At 50.5% G+C, this 19,117-nt stretch carries 21 protein-coding genes; 9 read left to right on the top strand and 12 right to left on the bottom strand.

Annotation, left to right across the window (positions count from 1 at the left end; translation table 11 throughout):
- Positions 1 to 57: 57 nt before the first annotated feature.
- The 3 genes from AC4QZR_RS03095 to AC4QZR_RS03085 all read right to left on the bottom strand — a co-directional run bounded on the left by AC4QZR_RS03095 (position 58) and on the right by AC4QZR_RS03085 (position 2,729).
- The gene (locus AC4QZR_RS03095; RefSeq protein WP_494479575.1) at positions 58 to 522 is read right to left on the bottom strand and encodes a hypothetical protein; all 465 of its coding nucleotides are present in this window, start codon (positions 520 to 522) and stop codon (positions 58 to 60) included.
- Between the two features lie 371 nt (positions 523 to 893).
- Positions 894 to 1,280 carry a hypothetical protein gene (locus AC4QZR_RS03090; RefSeq protein WP_253400980.1) on the bottom strand — a complete coding sequence of 129 codons (387 nt, stop codon included), beginning with the start codon at positions 1,278 to 1,280 and terminating at the stop codon, positions 894 to 896.
- Positions 1,281 to 1,586: 306 nt separating this feature from the next.
- Positions 1,587 to 2,729 carry a DUF8457 domain-containing protein gene (locus AC4QZR_RS03085; protein WP_494479574.1) on the bottom strand — a complete coding sequence of 381 codons (1,143 nt, stop codon included), beginning with the start codon at positions 2,727 to 2,729 and terminating at the stop codon, positions 1,587 to 1,589.
- A 35-nt stretch (positions 2,730 to 2,764) separates the two neighbouring features.
- Between AC4QZR_RS03085 and AC4QZR_RS03080 the strand changes: the two genes are divergently transcribed.
- Both AC4QZR_RS03080 and AC4QZR_RS03075 read left to right on the top strand, forming a co-directional pair.
- The gene (locus AC4QZR_RS03080; protein WP_494479573.1) at positions 2,765 to 3,088 is read left to right on the top strand and encodes a 2Fe-2S iron-sulfur cluster-binding protein; all 324 of its coding nucleotides are present in this window, start codon (positions 2,765 to 2,767) and stop codon (positions 3,086 to 3,088) included.
- A gap of 26 nt (positions 3,089 to 3,114) precedes the next feature.
- Positions 3,115 to 3,708, top strand: a complete 594-nt coding sequence (locus AC4QZR_RS03075) for a thymidine kinase (protein WP_188500443.1) — start codon at positions 3,115 to 3,117, stop codon at positions 3,706 to 3,708.
- A 38-nt stretch (positions 3,709 to 3,746) separates the two neighbouring features.
- On the opposite strand, the gene AC4QZR_RS03070 is transcribed toward AC4QZR_RS03075, so the two are convergent.
- Complete coding sequence (locus AC4QZR_RS03070; RefSeq protein WP_494479572.1) at positions 3,747 to 3,914, bottom strand: hypothetical protein; 168 nt, start codon at positions 3,912 to 3,914, stop codon at positions 3,747 to 3,749.
- A 33-nt stretch (positions 3,915 to 3,947) separates the two neighbouring features.
- Between AC4QZR_RS03070 and recO the strand changes: the two genes are divergently transcribed.
- A complete protein-coding gene (gene recO, locus AC4QZR_RS03065) occupies positions 3,948 to 4,658 on the top strand; it encodes a DNA repair protein RecO (protein WP_494479571.1) in 711 nt (236 codons plus the stop codon).
- A gap of 56 nt (positions 4,659 to 4,714) precedes the next feature.
- Here the strand turns inward: recO and AC4QZR_RS03060 are convergent, their stop codons facing one another.
- Genes AC4QZR_RS03060 through AC4QZR_RS03050 form a run of 3 tightly spaced genes read right to left on the bottom strand, consistent with a single transcriptional unit; the run spans position 4,715 to position 7,294 of the window.
- Positions 4,715 to 5,257, bottom strand: coding sequence for an FKBP-type peptidyl-prolyl cis-trans isomerase (locus AC4QZR_RS03060; RefSeq protein WP_494479570.1), 543 nt, complete (start codon positions 5,255 to 5,257; stop codon positions 4,715 to 4,717).
- Positions 5,258 to 5,284: 27 nt separating this feature from the next.
- The gene (locus AC4QZR_RS03055; RefSeq protein ID WP_494479569.1) at positions 5,285 to 6,247 is read right to left on the bottom strand and encodes an FKBP-type peptidyl-prolyl cis-trans isomerase; all 963 of its coding nucleotides are present in this window, start codon (positions 6,245 to 6,247) and stop codon (positions 5,285 to 5,287) included.
- Between the two features lie 30 nt (positions 6,248 to 6,277).
- Entirely contained in the window at positions 6,278 to 7,294 is a 1,017-nt protein-coding gene (locus tag AC4QZR_RS03050; RefSeq protein WP_253400973.1) for a DHH family phosphoesterase, read from the bottom strand.
- A 263-nt stretch (positions 7,295 to 7,557) separates the two neighbouring features.
- Between AC4QZR_RS03050 and AC4QZR_RS03045 the strand changes: the two genes are divergently transcribed.
- On the top strand, positions 7,558 to 7,977 hold the full coding sequence (locus AC4QZR_RS03045; protein ID WP_220625955.1) for a nucleoside-diphosphate kinase: 420 nt from the start codon (positions 7,558 to 7,560) through the stop codon (positions 7,975 to 7,977).
- A gap of 99 nt (positions 7,978 to 8,076) precedes the next feature.
- Positions 8,077 to 9,345 carry an energy transducer TonB gene (locus AC4QZR_RS03040; RefSeq protein WP_494479568.1) on the top strand — a complete coding sequence of 423 codons (1,269 nt, stop codon included), beginning with the start codon at positions 8,077 to 8,079 and terminating at the stop codon, positions 9,343 to 9,345.
- A 68-nt stretch (positions 9,346 to 9,413) separates the two neighbouring features.
- Here the strand turns inward: AC4QZR_RS03040 and AC4QZR_RS03035 are convergent, their stop codons facing one another.
- The gene (locus AC4QZR_RS03035; RefSeq protein ID WP_253400971.1) at positions 9,414 to 9,719 is read right to left on the bottom strand and encodes a LysM peptidoglycan-binding domain-containing protein; all 306 of its coding nucleotides are present in this window, start codon (positions 9,717 to 9,719) and stop codon (positions 9,414 to 9,416) included.
- A gap of 210 nt (positions 9,720 to 9,929) precedes the next feature.
- Between AC4QZR_RS03035 and AC4QZR_RS03030 the strand changes: the two genes are divergently transcribed.
- Positions 9,930 to 10,361 carry a lipocalin family protein gene (locus AC4QZR_RS03030; RefSeq protein ID WP_253400970.1) on the top strand — a complete coding sequence of 144 codons (432 nt, stop codon included), beginning with the start codon at positions 9,930 to 9,932 and terminating at the stop codon, positions 10,359 to 10,361.
- A gap of 120 nt (positions 10,362 to 10,481) precedes the next feature.
- Here AC4QZR_RS03030 and AC4QZR_RS03025 read toward each other — a convergent pair whose 3' ends face one another.
- The 3 genes from AC4QZR_RS03025 to dxs form a co-directional block, all read right to left on the bottom strand.
- Positions 10,482 to 11,621: an MFS transporter gene (locus tag AC4QZR_RS03025; RefSeq protein WP_494479567.1), complete on the bottom strand. Its 1,140-nt coding sequence runs from the start codon at positions 11,619 to 11,621 to the stop codon at positions 10,482 to 10,484.
- A gap of 518 nt (positions 11,622 to 12,139) precedes the next feature.
- Positions 12,140 to 12,919 (bottom strand): alpha/beta fold hydrolase, encoded by a 780-nt coding sequence (locus AC4QZR_RS03020; RefSeq protein ID WP_494479566.1) that lies wholly within the window; start codon positions 12,917 to 12,919, stop codon positions 12,140 to 12,142.
- 247 nt (positions 12,920 to 13,166) lie between these two features.
- On the bottom strand, positions 13,167 to 15,083 hold the full coding sequence (gene dxs, locus AC4QZR_RS03015) for a 1-deoxy-D-xylulose-5-phosphate synthase (protein ID WP_494479565.1): 1,917 nt from the start codon (positions 15,081 to 15,083) through the stop codon (positions 13,167 to 13,169).
- 387 nt (positions 15,084 to 15,470) lie between these two features.
- Between dxs and AC4QZR_RS03010 the strand changes: the two genes are divergently transcribed.
- From AC4QZR_RS03010 to AC4QZR_RS03000, 3 genes are all read left to right on the top strand, one after another.
- Complete coding sequence (locus AC4QZR_RS03010; RefSeq protein ID WP_494479564.1) at positions 15,471 to 16,241, top strand: segregation and condensation protein A; 771 nt, start codon at positions 15,471 to 15,473, stop codon at positions 16,239 to 16,241.
- Positions 16,242 to 16,359: 118 nt separating this feature from the next.
- Positions 16,360 to 17,421 (top strand): lysylphosphatidylglycerol synthase transmembrane domain-containing protein, encoded by a 1,062-nt coding sequence (locus AC4QZR_RS03005; RefSeq protein ID WP_494479563.1) that lies wholly within the window; start codon positions 16,360 to 16,362, stop codon positions 17,419 to 17,421.
- A gap of 12 nt (positions 17,422 to 17,433) precedes the next feature.
- Entirely contained in the window at positions 17,434 to 18,576 is a 1,143-nt protein-coding gene (locus AC4QZR_RS03000; RefSeq protein WP_494479562.1) for an FAD-dependent monooxygenase, read from the top strand.
- Positions 18,577 to 18,589: 13 nt separating this feature from the next.
- On the opposite strand, the gene AC4QZR_RS02995 is transcribed toward AC4QZR_RS03000, so the two are convergent.
- Positions 18,590 to 19,114 carry a GNAT family N-acetyltransferase gene (locus AC4QZR_RS02995; RefSeq protein ID WP_494479561.1) on the bottom strand — a complete coding sequence of 175 codons (525 nt, stop codon included), beginning with the start codon at positions 19,112 to 19,114 and terminating at the stop codon, positions 18,590 to 18,592.
- Positions 19,115 to 19,117 lie beyond the last annotated feature (3 nt).

Genomic DNA, 19,117 nt, shown 5'->3' with positions numbered 1-19,117 from the left:
AAATGCCTCTGGCTGTGCGGGTGAAGCATAAAAAAGGGCTAAAAAGAAAAGAGCGCCCTAGGCGCTCTTTTTATGATTTGTCTCGAATGCAATGGGGTTTTCTGCCTGTTGCTTCAACGTTTCCATGCGCTCCCGCTTGGCTTGCCGCACCAGCTCAATCATGCTGTTGAGCCTGTTTTCCTCCACATCTTCAATTGGCAGGATCATGGTGGTGTAGGGTGCTTCGATATGAATGCGATGCTGCCGGGTCATCAGGTATAGCATCAGGAAGAAGCCGCTGAGGAGGGCAAATACATCGTTGAAGTAAACGAAAAAGGCCGAAACGACGCTCAGCGCCAGGTATAGGGGCTTGCCTGTGGCTTTGATCTGCCAGGAAGTAATGTCTTCGAGCATCACAGACTGGTAGCTTCTGAAAAGCCAGTTGTTCTGCCGCATCATCACGCGATGCGTCGTAAGTATCAGCTTCTTATCCACCGTCTGGATAAGGTGCCTTTCACCACCAAGAAGTCGTGTTACTGCCATTCCTGCTGGAGTATTAAGTTTGTTTATTTTCGTGTTGAGTCGTAGCGAGTGTATCACAGCTGATAATTGGTGTTAACTATATCCAGGATTCCCGGAGGCACCAAAAGGTTGCATGTAAGTCCGGTACAAAGGTAAATAAATATTAATTCTTATACGAAGCCAACCTGCCTTGTATCGGTTTTATTATAAATCGGGACAATTGGTACTATACCTACGGTAATTAGATTTATAGGATTGTAAATTAGGTAGCAAAAACTTTGCCCGTTTAATGAAATAGGTATAAATATTAGAAATAAATTATATTCATATATAGAAAAAGCCGCCCTTTAGGTATAGGGCGGCTTTTTCTATAAGTGCTTTCGGGTTCTATTCTAAGCAGTCAGGTAAAATTCTCCTTCATGGCCATGGGCGCGCTGGTTTTTGAAGCGGCCAATGTCGGTTTGCATATTCTCGTAAATTTCCAAAATCTCTTCTGAGTCCTGGGTTAGTGGTTTTATGTGTTCCAGCAGCAGTTTGGCTGCCAGTGGGTAGAATTTAGAGTCGTCTGTGTTCTTGGCATTCACCTTAAAACTACTCACGTGCGTCTCCAGCTTTTTCAGGGCAGGGTATTCGCCCTTGAACTCTTGAATGGTGTCGCGGAGTTTCTCCCGTATCATCAGGTATAAATCCTCTTCGAAGGTCATCCCGAAGTCATCCTCCTCCTCTTCATCATCGAAGCTGTAATCTAAGTCGTCATCGTAATCGAAATCGTCTCTCATGGCTGATAATAAGGTTATTTTGAATTGTTAGTACGAGCGGTTAATCTTTGGGTGTTGCATAAAGTATACTGTTTTCTTTCCGAACAGATACATAAAAACGCCGTGGCCTCTGCTCCAGCCCCCAAAGAAAATGCATAAATAATGTTTCGAATCCGTATTTGCAACGCCTGAGGTATACCTGGATTGAATTATTTTGCTTTGGTAAAAAATGGGGCGGGGTAGCGGATTGAGGCTAAAGCTGATAGGCATAAAAAAAAGACCTGCTCCCGAAGGACAGGTCTTTTATGTGATATGTATGGCCTGCGCCTAGGCGAACTTGCGCTCGATCAGACGAAGCAGCTTGTTCACGCTGTCCTGCTTTTTGCTCCAGTCATACCTGCGGGCCAGGTCGTTGGTGATAAAGTGCGTCGCCTCGTCCGGGCTCCTGAACTGGTCCAACTGCTGAATCGTGTTGTAGTAGGTCATGTTATCGCCATCAAACAGCTCGTTGATGAAGCTGAAACGCTGGTTGATCGAAATCGAGTTTTTGAGCGACTCAATCTTGCCATTGCCCAGCGAGTCGCCGAGAGAAGCGGTGGCCGGTTTGCTGAACCTTTCGTTCATGGTAGGCCGCTCCGCCGCTTTGAAGCGCTCGTTCAGGTTGTTGTCGGACATGGCGGCAGGCCGGGGCGCTGCTGCCATGGCTGGTGCTGGAGCAGGCGCTGCTACAGGTATAGAAGCCTCACGCTGCGCCATATGAATGGGCGCTACCACGTCTTTCTCTTCGATTGGAGCGGCTGGCGTAGGCTTAGCTACAGAAGCGGCGTAGGCGGCCAGAGGTGATATCTGTTGTTGCCTGATCTCTTCCTCCGTAATCGGCAACAGGCTATTGAATGCCTGCAGCACCTCAGCCAGTGGCGCAATGCTGTCGCGGTTGGCGTTCAGGTATAGCCTGAAGCGGCTCAGGATGTAGTCGCGGTCGCGGTTAGAAGGGGAGAGCGTACCCACAAAACCCGCAAACAGAGACTTATCCAGGTCAATGTACTTGAGGTTTTCCTGCAGTTTGGACAGGGTGATGTCCTCCTGGATGCGCAGGAACTTCTCTTCGAACATGGTTGCAGGGGATAGTTTGAGCAGGAACGTGTCGAGGATCGCTTTTTGAAGCAGGGGCTCAAAGGCGTCGCGTTTGATGAGGATTTTGCGCGAGAGCACGTTCATAAAGTTGAGCAGCGCCTCTTTCACCTCCTCATGTTCATAGTCAAAATACGGACTGCGCAGGTTGGCCATCTCGTGGTGCCACTTAAGCAGAAGCTCTTTTATCACAAACAAATTGACCTGTTTAATGGGCGTAAAGCCAATTAGTTGGGGTCCGTTAATGGTGTCGTGTGCAGCAAAGTGGCGGTCGCAAAGTACATTTGCCAGTTCTTTGCTGTAACGTTCAAGCCTTAATTGATTATATTTGTCTTCCATTGGTATACCTTTCTTTCGTAAAGTTAATAAATAATATGCCAAATTTAACGGTGCAAAACCTGTTCAATCGGCAGGTAGAGGTGGCACCCGGTCAAACGCTGCTGCAGGCCCTGCAAGCCGATGGCATTGATTGGATGCACGCCTGCGGCGCCAAAGGCCGCTGCACCACCTGCCGTATTGTGGTGCAGGAGGGTTTGGATCATTTCGGGCCACTCACCGACAGCGAAGAGCGCTACCGTAGCAGAGGCCGCCTGCAGGATAACGAAAGACTTACTTGCCAATGTACATTAGTGAGCGGAGACGCCCAGGGCCGTGTGCCCCGGCAGACCATGCTCCCGCACATGAAGTATAGCAACTAGCCAAATCAGCCATTACATATTAGTAGATGTTTATAGAACCACGCGTTGGGAATGATAACCACGCAATCAGAAGAGGGTGGATAGAGGTGATCTGCGGATCGATGTTTTCGGGGAAGACCGAAGAGCTGATCCGGCGGCTGAACAGGGCCAAGATTGCCAAGCAGAAGGTGGAGATCTTTAAGCCGACGATTGACAAGCGCTACCACGAGGAGGATGTGGTGTCGCACAACGCCAATGCCATACGCTCTACGCCGATAGATTTTGCCCAGGACATGCTGTTGCTGGGCGGCAGCTGCGATGTGGTAGGTATAGACGAAGCGCAGTTCTTTGACGACGGTCTGGCCGAGGTATGCGTGAAGCTGGCCAACAGCGGCGTGCGCGTAATAGCCGCAGGCCTGGACATGGATTACCTGGGCAAGCCTTTCGGCCCGATGCCGGCCTTGATGGCCGTAGCCGAGTACGTGACCAAGGTGCATGCTATTTGCGTGCAGTGCGGCGATATTGCAACTTATTCTTTTAGAAACTCCCCCTCAGAGCAGCAGGTGCTCCTGGGCGAGACCGAATCTTACGAAGCCCGTTGCCGGCACTGCTTTCAGGAAGGCATGAAGCAGAAGAGGTAAGAGCGGGTGCTATACCTGTGGCCCAGGCCCTAATGTCTCTAGTAATTTTGACGCAGTTTCCTGTAAGCCTGATCTATACCTGAAACTTTTATACCTGTGCCGAAGACATCGGAGGTACACTCGCCTGAGATGCACGCAAGTATAACGGCAAGCGTATAAAAGCTGGCGTATACCTGGTCTTTTCTGATGGCTGCGAAGCACGCCAAACCTGTAATACTAAATTAGCCGTACTGGATTAAATGTTAGTCAAGACAAGAGGCATCGTACTCAACTATATCAAGTTTCGCGAGTCGTCAATCATCGCCAAGGTATACACCGAGCAACTGGGCGTGCAGTCGTACATCGTGAACAGCGTGCGTAAAAAAGGCCCGGGCTCCCGCATTGCCCTGTTTCAGCCTTTCACGCTGCTCGATATGGTGGTCTATACCTCGCAAAGGGGCGGCATCACCCGCATTTCAGAGTACAAAAGTGCCTATCCATACGCTACCATACCTTTCGACATCCGCAAGAGCAGCATTTTGCTGTTTCTGTCAGAGATGGTGTCGCGCACTGTCAAAGAGGAGGAGGAAAACCCGGCTCTCTTTCATTTCCTGTTCAACGCCATCATCGAGTTTGACGAGTTGCAGGACCATTTCGAGAATTTTCACCTGGTCTTTCTGCTGCACCTGAGCCACCACCTGGGCTTTGGGCCGAGCAGCGGGACGGAAATTGTAGAGCAAGTGGCCTTCTCTCCGAATGCACAATCGCTGACCGATGCCCCACCGGTTCTGGCCTTGCAGGCTTATGAGCAGCTCTTCGACCAGTTGTTGCGCACGCCTGCGCAGGCTGCTATACCTAATGGTAAGGTACGCCGAGAAATGCTCTCTATCCTGATCCGTTATTACCAGCTCCACGTGGAGCGGCTGGGCGAAATCAAGTCACTGGCTATCCTTTCGGAAGTGCTGAGCTGATACACAGAAAAGGCGATGCATTTGCATCGCCTTTTCTGTGTAAGTAAAAATAGCTATTAGCGTACGTTCAGCACGTCTATTTCGAAGATCAGCACGGAGTTTGGCGGAATGTTACCGCTACCGTACATACCATACCCCAGGTAGGAGGGGATATACAGGTTCGCTTCTTCGCCTTTGCGCATGTGCTGCAGTCCTTCGTCCCAGCCCTTGATCACTTGACCCGCACCTACCAGCACCGAAAACGTCTTGCCGCTTCTGAACGAACTGTCAAACACGTCGTTGCTCACGTTCCGGCCAATGTAATTTACCTCCGCATACTGCCCGGCCTTAATCACATCGCCTTCACCTGCTTTTTTGGTCAGGATGTAAATGCCGCTGTTGAGGCGAACAACTTTGGTCGTATCCACATTGTTGGTCCTGAAGTACTTTCTGATCGTCTCCTCGTCTACCTTTTTCTGGGCTTCGATCTGCTCAGGCGTTATATAATAAGGGTTTTCGTTTTCTTCCTTGCAGGATGAAAACGAAACCACCACTACGAAGAAGAAGAGAGCCTTTGCAAACCAAGTGCTCAATTTCTGCTTTGGATGTGTCAGGTGCATGGTAATCGGGTTAAAGGTATTCTGAAATTAGTTTTTGATGTCCACAAGTTCCACGTCGAAACGCAGGATCGAGTTGGCTGGCATTTGCTCGCCGCGTGCCTGCTCGCCGTAAGCCAGCGGAGAAGGTATAAGCAGAATGGCTTTGCTTCCTTTGTTCAGCTGCGCAATGCCATCGTCCCAACCTGGTATCACCTGGCCCTGGCCAAGCGGGAAAGTGAATGGCTGACCACCGCTCATCGGGTTGTCGTAAGAAGACTCAAGCTCCTTGCCGTCCAGGAAAGACAGTTTGTAATGCACCGATACGTTGTCGCCGGCTTTGGCTTTCGGGCCTTTGCCTTGCTCTGTTATAACGTAGTACACACCAGCGTCGGTTTTCTGTACGTTCTTCAGGCCTTTTTCTTTGATGTACTCCTGAATTTTAGCGTCGTCAACTTTGATTTGCTCCTTAGCACGCTCCTGCTGGGCCAGCATCTGCTCTTCGAACATTTTCTGCTGGTCGGCTACGGCTTCCTGCTCAGACTGAATTTTGTCAGCTTTCAGGAAGAAAGTAAAGTGTGTGCCCGGCTTCACAAACGGAGGCATCGGCTGGTTGAAAGTGTTGGCGAAAAGTGAGTCTACACTGATCTTGAACACGCCGCTGTCACCAGCACGCATCATGGTCAGGGCGTTTTCCAGACTGCCTTTAAAGGTTGGCTCCATTACCGGGAGCATCACTGGCTGGCCCTGCTTGCGGGAATCGAACAGCACAGAGTCATCGGCGGTGCGGTACGACATGTGCATCGTGATCACCTGACCCAGACGGGCGCCTGAGGTGTCGTTGGTAGCAATTTCGCCACGGTTCACATACTCACCATCTTTCTGCTCATATACTTTATAAGCTAGGCCGTCAGCCGTAGTGCGAAATTCGTCGCTTTTGTTTTTGTCGCCACAAGATTGCAGCAACATGGCACCGGCTAGTACCGGCAGTAAGAACTTTGATTTAAATAGCATCGGTTATAGGTTGGATAAAGTGTTTGTTACTTAACAGGAAGCCTGCAACTGCTCTTTGTACTGTGGCAGCAGGCTTTCGAATTTGGCCACGGTGTTCTCGAGGGTGTCGAGCGACATGCCGCCGGCTGCATTTTTGTGTCCGCCGCCGTTGAAGTTGGCGCGGGCAAACTCATTTACTGAAAAATTGCCTACAGAGCGGAAAGACATCTTCACGGCCTGCACACGGTCGATGATCACGGCTGCAAAAACAATGCCCTCAATGGAGAGTGCAAAGTTCACGAGGCCTTCCGTATCGCCGGTTTTGGAGTCGTAAGCCTTCAGCTCTTCGGCCGTAATGGTAATATAAGCTGTTCTGTACTCGTGGTGCACCACTAACTTATCTTTAAGGGCATAACCCAGAAAACGCAAGCGCATTTCTGTGGAGCTGTCGTAGATAAGACGGTGGATGTTGGAGGTGTTTACCCCGATGTGCAGCAGGTCGGCAATGATCAGGTGCACGTTTTTAGAGGTGCTCGGGTGTCGGAATGAGCCAGTATCGGTCATGATGCCGGCATACAGGCACTCACCTATACCTGTGTCAATCTTGTCGCCATCGCCCAGCGCCTTGATCAGGTCGTAAACCAGTTCGGCGGTAGCGGCGGCCTGTGGGTTAGAGAAATCCAGGTCAGCGAAATCCTCCGGCTGCAGGTGGTGGTCTATCAGCACTTTAGTGCCTTTGGCATTGCGGATGTAATCACCCATTTCGTGGATGCGCGACAGGTTAGAGAAGTCGAGGCAGAAAATCACCTGCGACTCTGCGATGATGCGCTGCACCAAAGCGTCGTTTTTCTCTGAGTAAGCGAGTACATCATCATTGCCCTCCATCCAGGTAAGAAAGCTCGGGTAGTCGGAAGGCGTAATAACCGTAACCCGGTGCCCGAGCTTTTTGAGGTAGCCGGCCAGACCCAGCGACGAACCCAACGCATCGGCGTCTGGTTTGTGGTGTGTGGTGATCATCACCTCTTTAGGTTCTCTCAGGAGCTCTTTGAGAGCATTAATGTCATGCATAAAGCTTGTTATAAATCCGCTGATTAATAGGGATATAAGGCGCGAATTTCTGAAGAAATAACTTCTAATGCAATAAAAAAATAGCGTTTTAAGACGCTCCAGGCCGTTCTGAAAGTATTACCAAGGTATAGCCTGCAGGTATAGCAGTATGCGCATCGGCATAAATATTTGCAGAAAGTATGGGCCAAGTACTGCTATAATTAAGCTAAATGCGCTAATTTTGCACCTTCGAAACGAAACATACACACATTAACACAATAGACATGGCTGGAAACATCACATTTACCATGATTAAGCCGGATGCGGTTGCAGATAACAACATCGGTGGCATTACTAAAATGATCGAGGAAGGCGGCTTCCGCATCGTGGCGATGAAGAAGACAAGACTGACTGAGGAGCGTGCCGGCAAGTTTTACGAAGTGCACAAGGAGCGTCCTTTCTACGGTGACCTGGTAAAATACATGTCTTCCGGCCCGATCGTAGCCATGATCCTGGAGAAAGACAACGCAGTAGAAGATTTCCGTAAGCTGATCGGTGCTACTAACCCGGCCCAGGCTGAAGAAGGCACCATCCGTAAGGTATACGCCAAGTCTATCGAAGCCAACGCCGTACACGGCTCTGACTCTGACGAAAACGCACAGATCGAAGGCGACTTCTACTTCTCGGCCGACGAGCGTTTCTAAGCTATTAAAGAGTACTTATTGATTTCTCAAAAGCCCGCAGGACTATATGCCCTCGCGGGCTTTTTTGATTATGTTTGAATCAGCAACCCCACCCTTTTTATGAAACATACTTTACTCGCTGTTCTGCTTCTTTTTTTGACGGCGCAGGCTTTCGCTCAACGAGACGAAGAACCAGAGTACAAAGCCGTGATACTTCATTACAATGCCGATTGGCAAATTACCTCACCAAAGGACGCTGTGGCTAAGCGGCTGACCTACTTCTCTGCTGAAGTGAAGGAAATGCAGCACCTGGGCGCTCCTTTGTTTCAGCATGTCGTTACCGATTACTATGCAGATAACACAGTTATGGCCAAAGGCTATTATAATGCGCAGGGCAAGAAGTGGGGTAAGTGGGTTTTCTACCATCCTAATGGTCAGGTGGATTGTGAGGGCAATTTTTCTGAAAATGTTCCAACCGGGAACTGGAAGTTTTGGAGTGCTTCGGGAACGCCTTTGGCAGATGTAACGCTGAACGGAGAAGAGATGCGGGTGAATAATCTTTGGAGCGAAACCGGGAATCAGCTCGTAAAAGACGGTCAAGGAGAGTATAAAGCACCTTTTGCGGCGGCAAATGGAAAGGGTACCTCCATACTGGAAGGTATGTTCGTTGACGGCTATAAGACAGGTTGGTGGCGACTTACAGATGCTAGCGGAAAAATGGAGCTTGAGCAGATATATGATAGCAAAGGCAAAATTCTGAGTGGTACAATTTATGTAAATGGGGTGCCGACTATCAGTAAAGATGATTTAATGCATTTAGTGAGTTTGCCAGACTATCTTTTTTATATAGAGCAATGGAGAACTGATCCGAAGTATTATGCGGCCAAATATCCGGTTGCAGCTGATTTGTTGGGATGTCAGATTACAAAAGTGGATCTGCCGCAGTCGGATGTTGCGCCTGCAGATTATTATTTCCAGGTTGTGCAGCGTAGAAGTAATGGTGAAGTCGACACGTTGCAATATGGGGTACCAGTTATAGAAGCTAGTTTCAAAGGTGACTTGTTTGAGTACACAAAGAAAAACTTCAAGGGACCATCAAGTACCTATATGGGGAGGAATAAAATAGAAGGTTTACTAATGATAAGTTTTACTGTGATGGAAGACGGGCAGGTGAAGGATGCCACGGTTAAGAAAAGCGTACATCCTAAGGTTGATGAAGAAGGGCTGCGGTTTGTAAACAGCATGCCAGCCTGGAACCCGGCTACGAGGCTAGGAAAACCAATAGCGTCTGAAATGATCCTTCCAATTAGATTTAGTGTGCGTACACAACATGTACAACCTCCATCTCCCCGCATGCCGGACCCGTTCTCTAACATTTACAGATGGTGAGTTTTTTAGTTAAAACAGAAAGGGCCAGCTTAATAAAGCCGGCCCTTTCTGTTTTAACTTGAGCAAACCTACTGCTTCGGAATTACAAACTGCTGGCCTGGTTTGATCAGGTCAGGGTTGCTGCCGATAGTTGCCTTGTTTGCCTCGTAAATCTTTTTCCAGGCGTTGGCATCACCGTAGTAGTGCTTAGCAATTTTAGAAAGCGAGTCACCACTCTTTACGGTATAAGTGTCCTGGCCTGTTGCTGGCTGTGCCCCTGGTTGCTGAGGCGACTGCTGGTTAAAAAATGAGCCATCGCCTGGCTGGCGGTTGGTAGGGTTTGGAGCCTTAACGGGTTCCTTGTCCCCTTTCTTAAAAAAATCACGCAATCCCATATTTCAAATTCTTATAATGTCAGTAAACAGTTTTTATGGTGCAGCTGTAAAAGCGCACTGCTTAAATAGATACGCCAAATGGTTTGCATGGTTGTATCTCATTGTATTCCTGCCAGATTATATAGCTTTCATCAACTTTAAAAAAGTTTTAACCGTACTCTATGCACGCCGCTTAAGTAAACAGGCGCAGGAAAGTATAACCAATAAACTATGAATAAAATGAACAGGAATCTGAAACAGGTGAAAGCCTACTTTACATTTGTAATGGCCTTCGTGCTGATGGCTTTTATGACGAGCTGCGGCGGTGACAAAGACAACGCCGGCAACGCCAACATGATATCAGGTGGCAGCAGCAAGACCTGGAAAGCCGCCAAAGAAACAACAGCCTCCGGCGACAAAGACAAACTAACCTCGGACGAAAAGGACGAAACCATGCAGTTCTACTCGGACGGTCGTTTTGCCATGGGGGGCGGTGGCTCTCTCCAAACCGGCACCTGGACCTACGACCAGGCGGGCAGACGCCTGTCTCTTACGTTTGAGGGCGCTAACGAGTCGCAGAACTTTACAGTAGAGAAACTGACGGATAAAGAGATGGACCTTGTGGCAGGTGATGGCTCCAAGATGGAGATGAAAGCCGAATAAGGTATAAAAGCAAAGTATATTTTGAGCAGAAAAGCCGGCCCAATTTTGAGCCGGCTTTTTTATTGGCCGGATAGGTATAGGCCATTACTTAAGGTATAGCCGGAAGGGCCGCGGGGCACACTATACCAGGCGACGCAGACCCAACAAACCCAGCATCGGGCCGATAGCCAGTAGCGCCAGAGTATAGTGTAGCGGCAACTGGGTGAGCAAAAAACCTGTGAGCTGGATGCTGACCACCGTAATGGCAAAACCAATGGCTACTACAATAGTGAGTGCGGTGCCAACCAGTTGCGGCGGGGCAGTCTGGGCTGTCAGGGCTGAAAACTGCGGTGAATCGCCTGCCACCACAATGCCCCAGAAGAGCAGAAATGGTATGATAAGTTGTGACGATCCTAGTTGCAGCACGAGCAGCGAAAGCAGGCAGCACAAGCCTGAAAGTAATAATTGCACAAAGGCCACCCGCGCGCTTCCCCATACCTGCGACAGATAACCACCGCCTATACAGCCAACCGCGCCGGCCGCGATCACAGCAAAGCTATAAGCCGACACCTCGCTACTGGAAAGTTGGGGGAGTGACAGGGTTAGGATAAGCGGTGTGAAAGCCCACAAGGTATAGAGTTCCCACATATGGCCAAAGTAACCAAAGGCAGCAGAGCTGAATCCGCGATCACGAAAAGCCTGCAACATGTTTCCGATCCTGAATGTGGCGCCTTTTTTCAGGTATGGTCCGTCGGGCACAAGCAGGTATAGGAGCAAGCCGCCTGCTGCTGCCAATGCGCTTATCGTTCCCAGCACCTGCTGCCAGGGCAACGAAGCACCCAATGCCCGGATCAAATGCGGAAAAGCAGTGCCCAGCACCAGCGCGCCTACCAGGTAGCCAATGGCTTTCCCGAGTCCTGTGCTATACCAACTGGCCGCTATCTTCATGCCTACCGGGTAGATGCCTGCCAGTAAAAAGCCCGTCAGCGCCCGGAGTAACAGCACAGCATAAAGATCTTTGGCCGCGAATATCACCACAGCATTGGCCACAGCACCAAGCAAAGCACAAAGCAAGAACAGCAGACGCGGCGACACCCGATCGGCCAGCGAAAGAAAAGCAAATACCAGCGTACCTGCTATAAAGCCCAACTGCACCGCTGAGGTTAGCAAAGCCAGCGCCCCATCCTGCAACTGCAGCGATTCCTGCAGCTCCGGTAATACTGCATTGCCGGCAAACCAAAGCGAAGTACCCGCAAACTGCGAAAACACAAGCGTAGGCAAGATTCGGGCGGGCGGAGCTAAGGTTTGTTGGAGCAAGGAAGTTTGAGAGTTGAGGGGTCTGAGAGTTAGGGAATCGGGAAGTTAGAAAATTTAAAAGCTAAAAAGTTAAAATGCGGCGACGTTACACTGTAACGTCTTTCGTGTTTAGAGCAATCCAGACGCTCTTTCGGACGTCTACGTCCGGAAGTATTTCTAAAACTGCTCTTCCGGACATCCGTGTCCGGAAGAATTTCTGCCGGGGACATTCTTGTCCCCGTATACCTGCAAATCTTAACCTACATACGGGGATGTGGACATCCCCAACAGTTTGCTTCGGGACATGGATGTCCCGAAGAGCCTTTTATAAAATTATGAATGCCTGTAAAGGCCAATCATCCCTGCTGAATCTTGCATCATTATACCTGTCCGAATCGTGATGAAACCTCACTGAGACTGGAGCCATATACAAAGGAGAGGCAGGTTAATTATGCACCCAGCAATCAACAATTTAACAATATAGCCATTTAGCAATTCAACCCTCACCCATAAATCGTTTCAGCGAATTTCTCCAGTGCTTTGCGTGTTTCGTAGGTGCGCTCGAACATGCCCATGTGGCCGGTCTGCCCCAGGAAATAGACCATGCTGTTGTCGGGGAGGTGACATTGCTCCAGGGCTTTGTCGAGTGGAACGGCTCCATCGTCTTTTCCGAAGATGAATAGAAACGGATACTTTGCAGCAGCCAGTATGTCAGTTCGGTCTTTGCGGTCGCGCATGGCGGCAAGGCCTCCGGTTACGCTTTCTTTCGGTGTGTTGGTGCCGATCTTTTTCATTAACGCGATTTCTTTCTTCAGTCGGTCACGATTTTCACTATAGAAGAGTGGTTCAATGAAGGACTGCATGAACTTCTCTACGCCGTGTTTCTCTACAAACTCGATGGTCTTGTTGCGGTTATCTTTCTTCTCGTCGGTGTCGGGGAGGGCAGAGGAGTGGAAAAGGCAAACGCCGTTGAGCATGCTGCTATACTTCTCAGCGAAAGCCATACTCACATAGCCGCCCATGGAGTGGCCAACCAGAATGCATTTTTTAATGCCGAGTTCTTCCAGCTTTTCCTTCACATAGTCGGCCATACCTTCCATGCTGTAATCGGCTATACCTGAGGTATTGCCGCCGAAGCCGGGCAGGTCCAGCGCCACTACCCGGAATTGCTTTTGCAGTGGTTTTGTGAATTCATACCAAACTTCTGTGCTTTCGCAGAAGCCGTGCAGGAAAACGAGTGTGTCGCCGGAGCCGGCAGAGGTATAGGTCGTATGTTTTGTCATAGTTTATGGTATTTCTTTGTAGGTATAGGCCGCGACCTGTTCGAATCGTGCATAAATAATTGTGTCGTTATAAAAGTATGTGTTGGAATGTGTATCGCAAAGGATAATTTCTTGTTTCATTGCAAAGTATACCTCGGGCAGGTCGCGACCTGTCCCTATACCCATATTCCAAATAAAAACCCCGCGGCTCCTAAAGAACTGCGGGGTTTGTCTTATGTCTTTTTTCAAAAAGTCCTTTGTCAGGAAACTATACCTTCACTGCCACACCGATCATCTCCCTTACGGTGTTCTCGATAGCAGCCGGGTCGAAGCCAGCATCGCGGTGTAGTTCCAGTTGTGAGCCGTGCTCGAACACCTGGTCAGGCATGCCGAGGCGTTTCACCTGCGAGGTATAGCCGTTGTCGACCATGAACTCCAGCACCGCGCTTCCGAAACCGCCTTGCAGGCAGCCGTCTTCTACAGTGATCACTTTGCTATACTTGCTGAAAATGTGGTGCAACAGCTCCTCGTCCAGTGGCTTGCAATAGCGCATGTCGTAGTGGCCCGGGTTGATACCGTCATAGCTCAGTTTCTGGCAAACATCCACGGCATAATTACCAATGTGTCCGAATGTCAGGATCGCTACTTCTTCGCCTTCCTGCACGGTGCGTCCTTTACCTACCTGCTGCAGTTCCAGCGGAGTACGCCAGTTTGGCATCACACCTTCGCCACGCGGGTAACGGATCGTAAACGGACCAGCACCTTCCTGCGAAGCGGTATACATCATGTTACGCAGTTCCTGCTCGTTCATCGGGGCGGCTACCACCATGTTCGGGATGCAGCGCATGTAGGCAATGTCGTAAGCACCGTGGTGCGTCGGTCCATCGGCACCGGCAAAGCCGGCACGGTCGAGACAGAATACTACGTGCAGGTTCTGGAGGCACACATCGTGCACCACCTGGTCGTAGCCACGCTGCATAAACGTGCTGTAAATGTTGCAGAACGGCACCATGCCCTGCGTAGCCAGACCTGCAGAGAAAGTTACCGCATGCTGCTCGGCTATACCTACGTCAAAAGCACGGTCGGGCATGGCCTCCATCATGATGTTGAGCGAGCAGCCAGACGGCATGGCAGGTGTTACACCCATGATCTTGTCGTTCTTTTCGGCAAGCTCCACCATCGTATGGCCAAACACATCCTGGTACTTCGGCGGCTGTGGTGTATCGTATTGCTTCTTATAGATTTCGCCCGTTATCTTGTCGAACAGACCCGGCGCGTGCCATTTGGTCTGGTCTTTTTCAGCCAGCGCAAATCCTTTGCCTTTAGTGGTAAGCACGTGCAGGATCTTCGGACCAGGTATACGCTTCAGGTCTTCCATCACCGACACGAGATGGTTGATGTCGTGCCCATCGATCGGGCCGAAATAGCGGAAGTTGAGACCTTCAAACAGATTGCTCTGCTTTGATAGCGTGGCTTTGATGCCGCTTTCTACCTTAGAGGCAATGTGCTGGGCGTTCGGACCGAATTTGCTGATCTTGCCAAGTACATTCCACAATTCGTCGCGCAGCTTGTTGTAAGTGCGCGAAGTGGTAATGTCAGTTAAATATTCTTTCAGAGCACCCACATTCGGGTCAATGCTCATGCAATTGTCGTTGAGCACTACCAGCAGGTTGGCGTTAGTGGCGCCACCGTGGTTCAGGGCTTCGAAGGCCATTCCACCGGTCAGGGCGCCATCACCGATCACGGCAATGTGCTGGCGGTCTTCTTCGTTTTTGTATTGCGAGGCGACAGCCATACCCAGCGCCGCCGAAATGGAGGTGCTTGAGTGGCCTACGCCAAAGGTGTCGTATTCGCTTTCTTTACGCTTCGGAAAACCAGAGATTCCGCCATACTTACGGTTAGTGTGGAAGTTGTCGCGGCGGCCGGTCAGGATCTTGTGTCCGTAGGCTTGGTGCCCCACATCCCATACCAGCTGATCGTAAGGGGTTTGAAACACATAGTGCAGCGCCGTGGTCAGTTCCACCACCCCAAGGCTGGCCCCAAAGTGGCCGCCGTGGATCGATACCACATCGATTATGTATTGCCTTAGCTCCTGGCATACCTGCAGCAGTTGCTCTGGCTTAAGGGCGCGGAGGTCGGCAGGCGAGTCAATGGAGGCAAGGAGATCTCCTGGTTTGATGATCATAGAAATGTCTTTATTATAGACTTCCAACAAATTTTTCAGGCAAAAGTTTGCATTGTGCAAAATACAGTCTGCCGGACAAAACGTAAAGTTAGCAAAAATCAGAATACGAGCTGCTATTTCTCCTCCCTATCCTGTCAGGGCAGCCGACGGCGATGTATGGTGTGCGGGTGGTAAGCGGTTGATTGCCAACAGGTAGGGTGTTTTACGGAACTAAATAGCAAACACTCCCCTTGATAATGTTACACTTATACAGTTGTGAGCTTAATTTGTTTGGAAATCGTGGAGGTACGGCCTTTGTAGCGTGGCCATTGGGCTGCTATTTCATCCGAATAAATTAGTATTTTTGTCCATCAGTTGCGATCAGCGCATTAACCAAAGGCCAGAGAAGTGAGTTTCGAAATTAAATTACCGTTGTTTGAGGGGCCGTTTGACCTGTTGCTCTTTTTTATCGAGCGTGACGAGCTGGACATCCACGACATTCCGATTTTTCAGATCACGAACGAGTTTATGGGCTACATTCGGCAAATGGAGCAGCTCAATATTGAGGTGGCCAGCGACTTTATTCTGACTGCCGCCACGCTCATGCGCATCAAGGCCAAAATGCTGCTGCCCCGCACCGAAAAAGACGAGGAAGGCAACGAGATAGACCCGCGCCAGGAGCTGGTACAGCACCTGTTGGAGTATAAGAAGTACAAGGCTGTGCTAGGCGACCTCGGGCAGATGGAAGACATGCGTCTGGCACAGGAAAACCGGGGCAACGTGCACGAAGAGCTACAGCAGATCGCCAACGCCAACCACTTCGAGTACGAACTGCAGGACCTGAGCCTCTACAAACTCATGCGCGTGTTCGACAAAGTAATGCTGCGTTTTGAAGAGGAGCAGAGCCGCCCAAAACATACCGTTCTCACCTATCCTTATACCATAGAGGAGCAGCGGGATTACATAATTCGTGTGATGGGAGAGAAAGAAAAGATAGCCTTCTCGGAGATCATTTCGGCCTTCCCGGACAAGATAGGCATGATCTTCAACTTCCTGGCAATACTCGACATGCTGCAACTCAACCTGATCGGCATCGAAGTAGGCGACGGGTTCAACGACTTTATAATTACCAGAGCCGAAGGGCAGGCGGCCCAGGTAATACAGCTCATTCTGGAATAGCAATGCCAGAAAATCCTTAAAAAGCCAACCCGACTTCCCTAGTTGCCGAATAGTTAAGTAGTTTTGCACGTCAGCTATTTAAGAGCAAGCGCCGAAGAACTGGGTTAGAATAGCCTACATGGATCAAAATAAAAAAACCATATTAAAGAGTTTCAGTCCGATCAAGATCCTGATTCCGGTTCTGCTGGGTTTGGGCGCCACGGCCTGGCTGTTCATCAAAGACGACAAGCTCGGCGACCTGAAAGGTATAGCTCAGGCTAACTGGTGGTGGCTGGCCGCGGCGCTGCTCGTGCTCGTGATCCGTGACTTGGGCTACATGTACCGCATTCGCAACCTGACCGATAAGTTTTTGAGCTGGCGAAGCAGCCTTGATGTGATCATGCTCTGGGAGTTCGCCTCAGCCATCACGCCCTCAGTAGTGGGCGGCTCCACCATCGCCACTATTTTGCTCAACAAAGAAGGTATACCGCTGGGCAAGTCGCTGGCCTACGTCATGGTCACGGCCGTGCTCGACAATATGTTCTTTATTATAGCGGCACCCCTTGTGTTGCTTTTCATCCAGGGCGAGGTGTTCCCCAGTCTAGGACTTTCGGATTCTGATGTGGGTGCGCTCAAAATGGCCTTTTATATCAGCTACTCACTCATTGCCACCTATACCTTTGTTATGATCTACGCGCTGTTTGTGCGACCGCGTGCCTTCAAGTGGATTTTGCTGAAGCTAACCGGCTGGAAACTGCTGCGCAAGTGGCGCATCAATGCGCACCAGCATGGCAACGAAATTATATGGGCTTCGCAGCAACTGCGCGGCAAAGACTTTAACTACTGGGCCCGGGCCATCATCTCGACTATTTTCGTGTGGAGCGCCCGCTACTTCCTGCTCAACTGCCTGATTGCAGCCTTTACCGACGTTACGCTTGCCGAGCATATGCTCATTATCTCGCGCAACCTTATTTTCTGGATCGTGATGCTGGTGGCCATAACACCAGGCGGGGCCGGTATCGTGGAAATGGCTTTCCCGAGCTTCTTTGGCTTATTCCTGGGTGGCTTCAGCAATATTGTGGTGGTGCTCTACCGCCTGATTACGTACTATCCATACCTGGTACTGGGTTCTGTTTTCCTGCCAAGATGGGTGGCAAAAGTGTTTGGCAGGTCTTCGGTAGAAGATGAAGTGAAGGTATAAACAGGAACTTGTATGAAAGCCATTATAGTAGGAGGTGGAATCGGCGGTCTGTGCGCGGCGCTTGCACTGCAGCAGGCAGGTATAGAAGCCACCGTTTACGAGGCGGCTCCTAAGTTCAAAGGGCTGGGAGCGGGCGTAGGACTGGCGGCCAATGCCATGCAAGGACTTCAGCGATTAGGTGTGATGGACGACGTGGTGGCCAGAGGGAAGCAACTCGATGCGCTGGTTATTTTTGACGAGCACGGCCGCGAAATCAGCAACATGGATACCCGTCCCTTGAGCAGCAGGTATGGCATCAACAATTTTGTGATTCACCGCGCCGACCTGCATGAAGTACTCCTGAGCCACCTCAAGCCGGATACAGTAGTGCTGGGCAAGCGCTGCGAGGAAATAACGCAGCACGGTGACCAGGTGCAGATCCTGTTTGCCGATGGCTGCCTCGCTACCGCCGATCTGCTCATCGCCGCCGATGGCATCAGTTCGGTGGTACGCCAGCAACTGGTGCCTGACAGCATCCCGCGCTACGCCGGCTATACCTGCTGGCGGGCTGTGATCGAGAACCCAGGAGTAGACATCAACAAGATGATATCGGCAGAAACCTGGGCGCCGGAGGGCAGGGTAGGTATAGCGCCGCTGCAGGGCGACAAAATTTACTGGTATGCCTGCATCAACGCCCCGCAGCGCGACGAGAAAATGCGCCGTATGACGCCCGAAAAACTGGCCCGGCACTTCGAAAAAGTGCATTCGCCTGTAGAAGCCGTACTGGCCTCCACTTCGCAGGACCAACTCATCTGGAACGATATTGCTGACCTGAAACCACTCAGGCATTTTGTGTATGGTCGTGTTGTGTTGCTCGGTGATGCCGCCCACGCCACAACGCCCAACATGGGGCAGGGCGCCTGCCAAGCCATAGAAGATGCCGTGGTGCTGGCGCAGTGCCTAAAGCAGGAGCCTGTGCTGGCCAACGCTCTTAAAAATTACGAAAAACGCCGTAAGGCCCGTACTGCCAAAGTGATTTATCTGTCAAGAACACTGGGGGAGGTGGCGCACTGGCGAAATCCGCTGCTGGGTAAGCTTCGGAACACGTTCTTCCGTGCCATGCCCCGGTTCGTGACCCAACGGCAGATGGAAGATTTGTATAAAGTAGATTTTTAACTGTACCTGCGTTTTATCTGGTAGCTTCCGGGCGGAGTAGCCTCCAGTAAACCAATTCATCATCCCGAACCACTTCTTCCATACCTAATTTCTGAAGTATGCGTGCAGAGGGAATATTTTCCACCAGGCAGTTTGCCGTGACAGCTTTCACTTCCGGGTGCCAGAAGGCCCAATCAACCAAGGCCCTTGCCGTTTCCAGTCCATAGCTCTTCTGTTGTTCCTGCTCGATTATGGAGTAACCGATGTCTACAGTCCCTTCCTGATTCGGTCCGCCCTTGAAACCGGCATCGCCAATCACAGTGGCATTGTGTTTCAGCACGATCATCCACGATTCAAAACCAGTTGGCTCCGGTAGTTGCTCCAGCCTTTTGATGATTCGGGGCAGGGTATCCATGCTCTCCTGATCGGGCCAGAAGCGGGTGGGTTGCAAGCCGATCTGGGTAAGTATACCTGTGTTGAAGGCATAAAGTGCCTGTGCTACCGGAAGCGTGAAAGGGACTAGGGCTAGTCGCTGGGTATGAATGGGTTGAATGGGCATTAA

This window comes from Pontibacter sp. YIM B11418 (genome assembly GCF_059278805.1).
Note: the sequence above shows the minus strand (reverse complement) of the source record. Positions and strands in the feature narration are given on the sequence as shown.

Bases quoted from the DNA above. Each gene is read 5' to 3' on its own strand.
- AC4QZR_RS03095 (WP_494479575.1), bottom strand. From the start codon at position 522: ATGGCAGTAACACGACTTCTTGGTGGTGAAAGGCACCTTATCCAGACG.
- AC4QZR_RS03090 (WP_253400980.1), bottom strand. From the start codon at position 1,280: ATGAGAGACGATTTCGATTACGATGACGACTTAGATTACAGCTTCGAT.
- AC4QZR_RS03085 (WP_494479574.1), bottom strand. From the start codon at position 2,729: ATGGAAGACAAATATAATCAATTAAGGCTTGAACGTTACAGCAAAGAA.
- AC4QZR_RS03080 (WP_494479573.1), top strand. From the start codon at position 2,765: ATGCCAAATTTAACGGTGCAAAACCTGTTCAATCGGCAGGTAGAGGTG.
- AC4QZR_RS03075 (WP_188500443.1), top strand. From the start codon at position 3,115: ATGTTTATAGAACCACGCGTTGGGAATGATAACCACGCAATCAGAAGA.
- recO (WP_494479571.1), top strand. From the start codon at position 3,948: ATGTTAGTCAAGACAAGAGGCATCGTACTCAACTATATCAAGTTTCGC.
- AC4QZR_RS03060 (WP_494479570.1), bottom strand. From the start codon at position 5,257: ATGCACCTGACACATCCAAAGCAGAAATTGAGCACTTGGTTTGCAAAG.
- AC4QZR_RS03055 (WP_494479569.1), bottom strand. From the start codon at position 6,247: ATGCTATTTAAATCAAAGTTCTTACTGCCGGTACTAGCCGGTGCCATG.
- AC4QZR_RS03050 (WP_253400973.1), bottom strand. From the start codon at position 7,294: ATGCATGACATTAATGCTCTCAAAGAGCTCCTGAGAGAACCTAAAGAG.
- AC4QZR_RS03045 (WP_220625955.1), top strand. From the start codon at position 7,558: ATGGCTGGAAACATCACATTTACCATGATTAAGCCGGATGCGGTTGCA.
- AC4QZR_RS03040 (WP_494479568.1), top strand. From the start codon at position 8,077: ATGAAACATACTTTACTCGCTGTTCTGCTTCTTTTTTTGACGGCGCAG.
- AC4QZR_RS03035 (WP_253400971.1), bottom strand. From the start codon at position 9,719: ATGGGATTGCGTGATTTTTTTAAGAAAGGGGACAAGGAACCCGTTAAG.
- AC4QZR_RS03030 (WP_253400970.1), top strand. From the start codon at position 9,930: ATGAATAAAATGAACAGGAATCTGAAACAGGTGAAAGCCTACTTTACA.
- AC4QZR_RS03020 (WP_494479566.1), bottom strand. From the start codon at position 12,919: ATGACAAAACATACGACCTATACCTCTGCCGGCTCCGGCGACACACTC.
- dxs (WP_494479565.1), bottom strand. From the start codon at position 15,083: ATGATCATCAAACCAGGAGATCTCCTTGCCTCCATTGACTCGCCTGCC.
- AC4QZR_RS03005 (WP_494479563.1), top strand. From the start codon at position 16,360: ATGGATCAAAATAAAAAAACCATATTAAAGAGTTTCAGTCCGATCAAG.
- AC4QZR_RS03000 (WP_494479562.1), top strand. From the start codon at position 17,434: ATGAAAGCCATTATAGTAGGAGGTGGAATCGGCGGTCTGTGCGCGGCG.
- AC4QZR_RS02995 (WP_494479561.1), bottom strand. From the start codon at position 19,114: ATGCCCATTCAACCCATTCATACCCAGCGACTAGCCCTAGTCCCTTTC.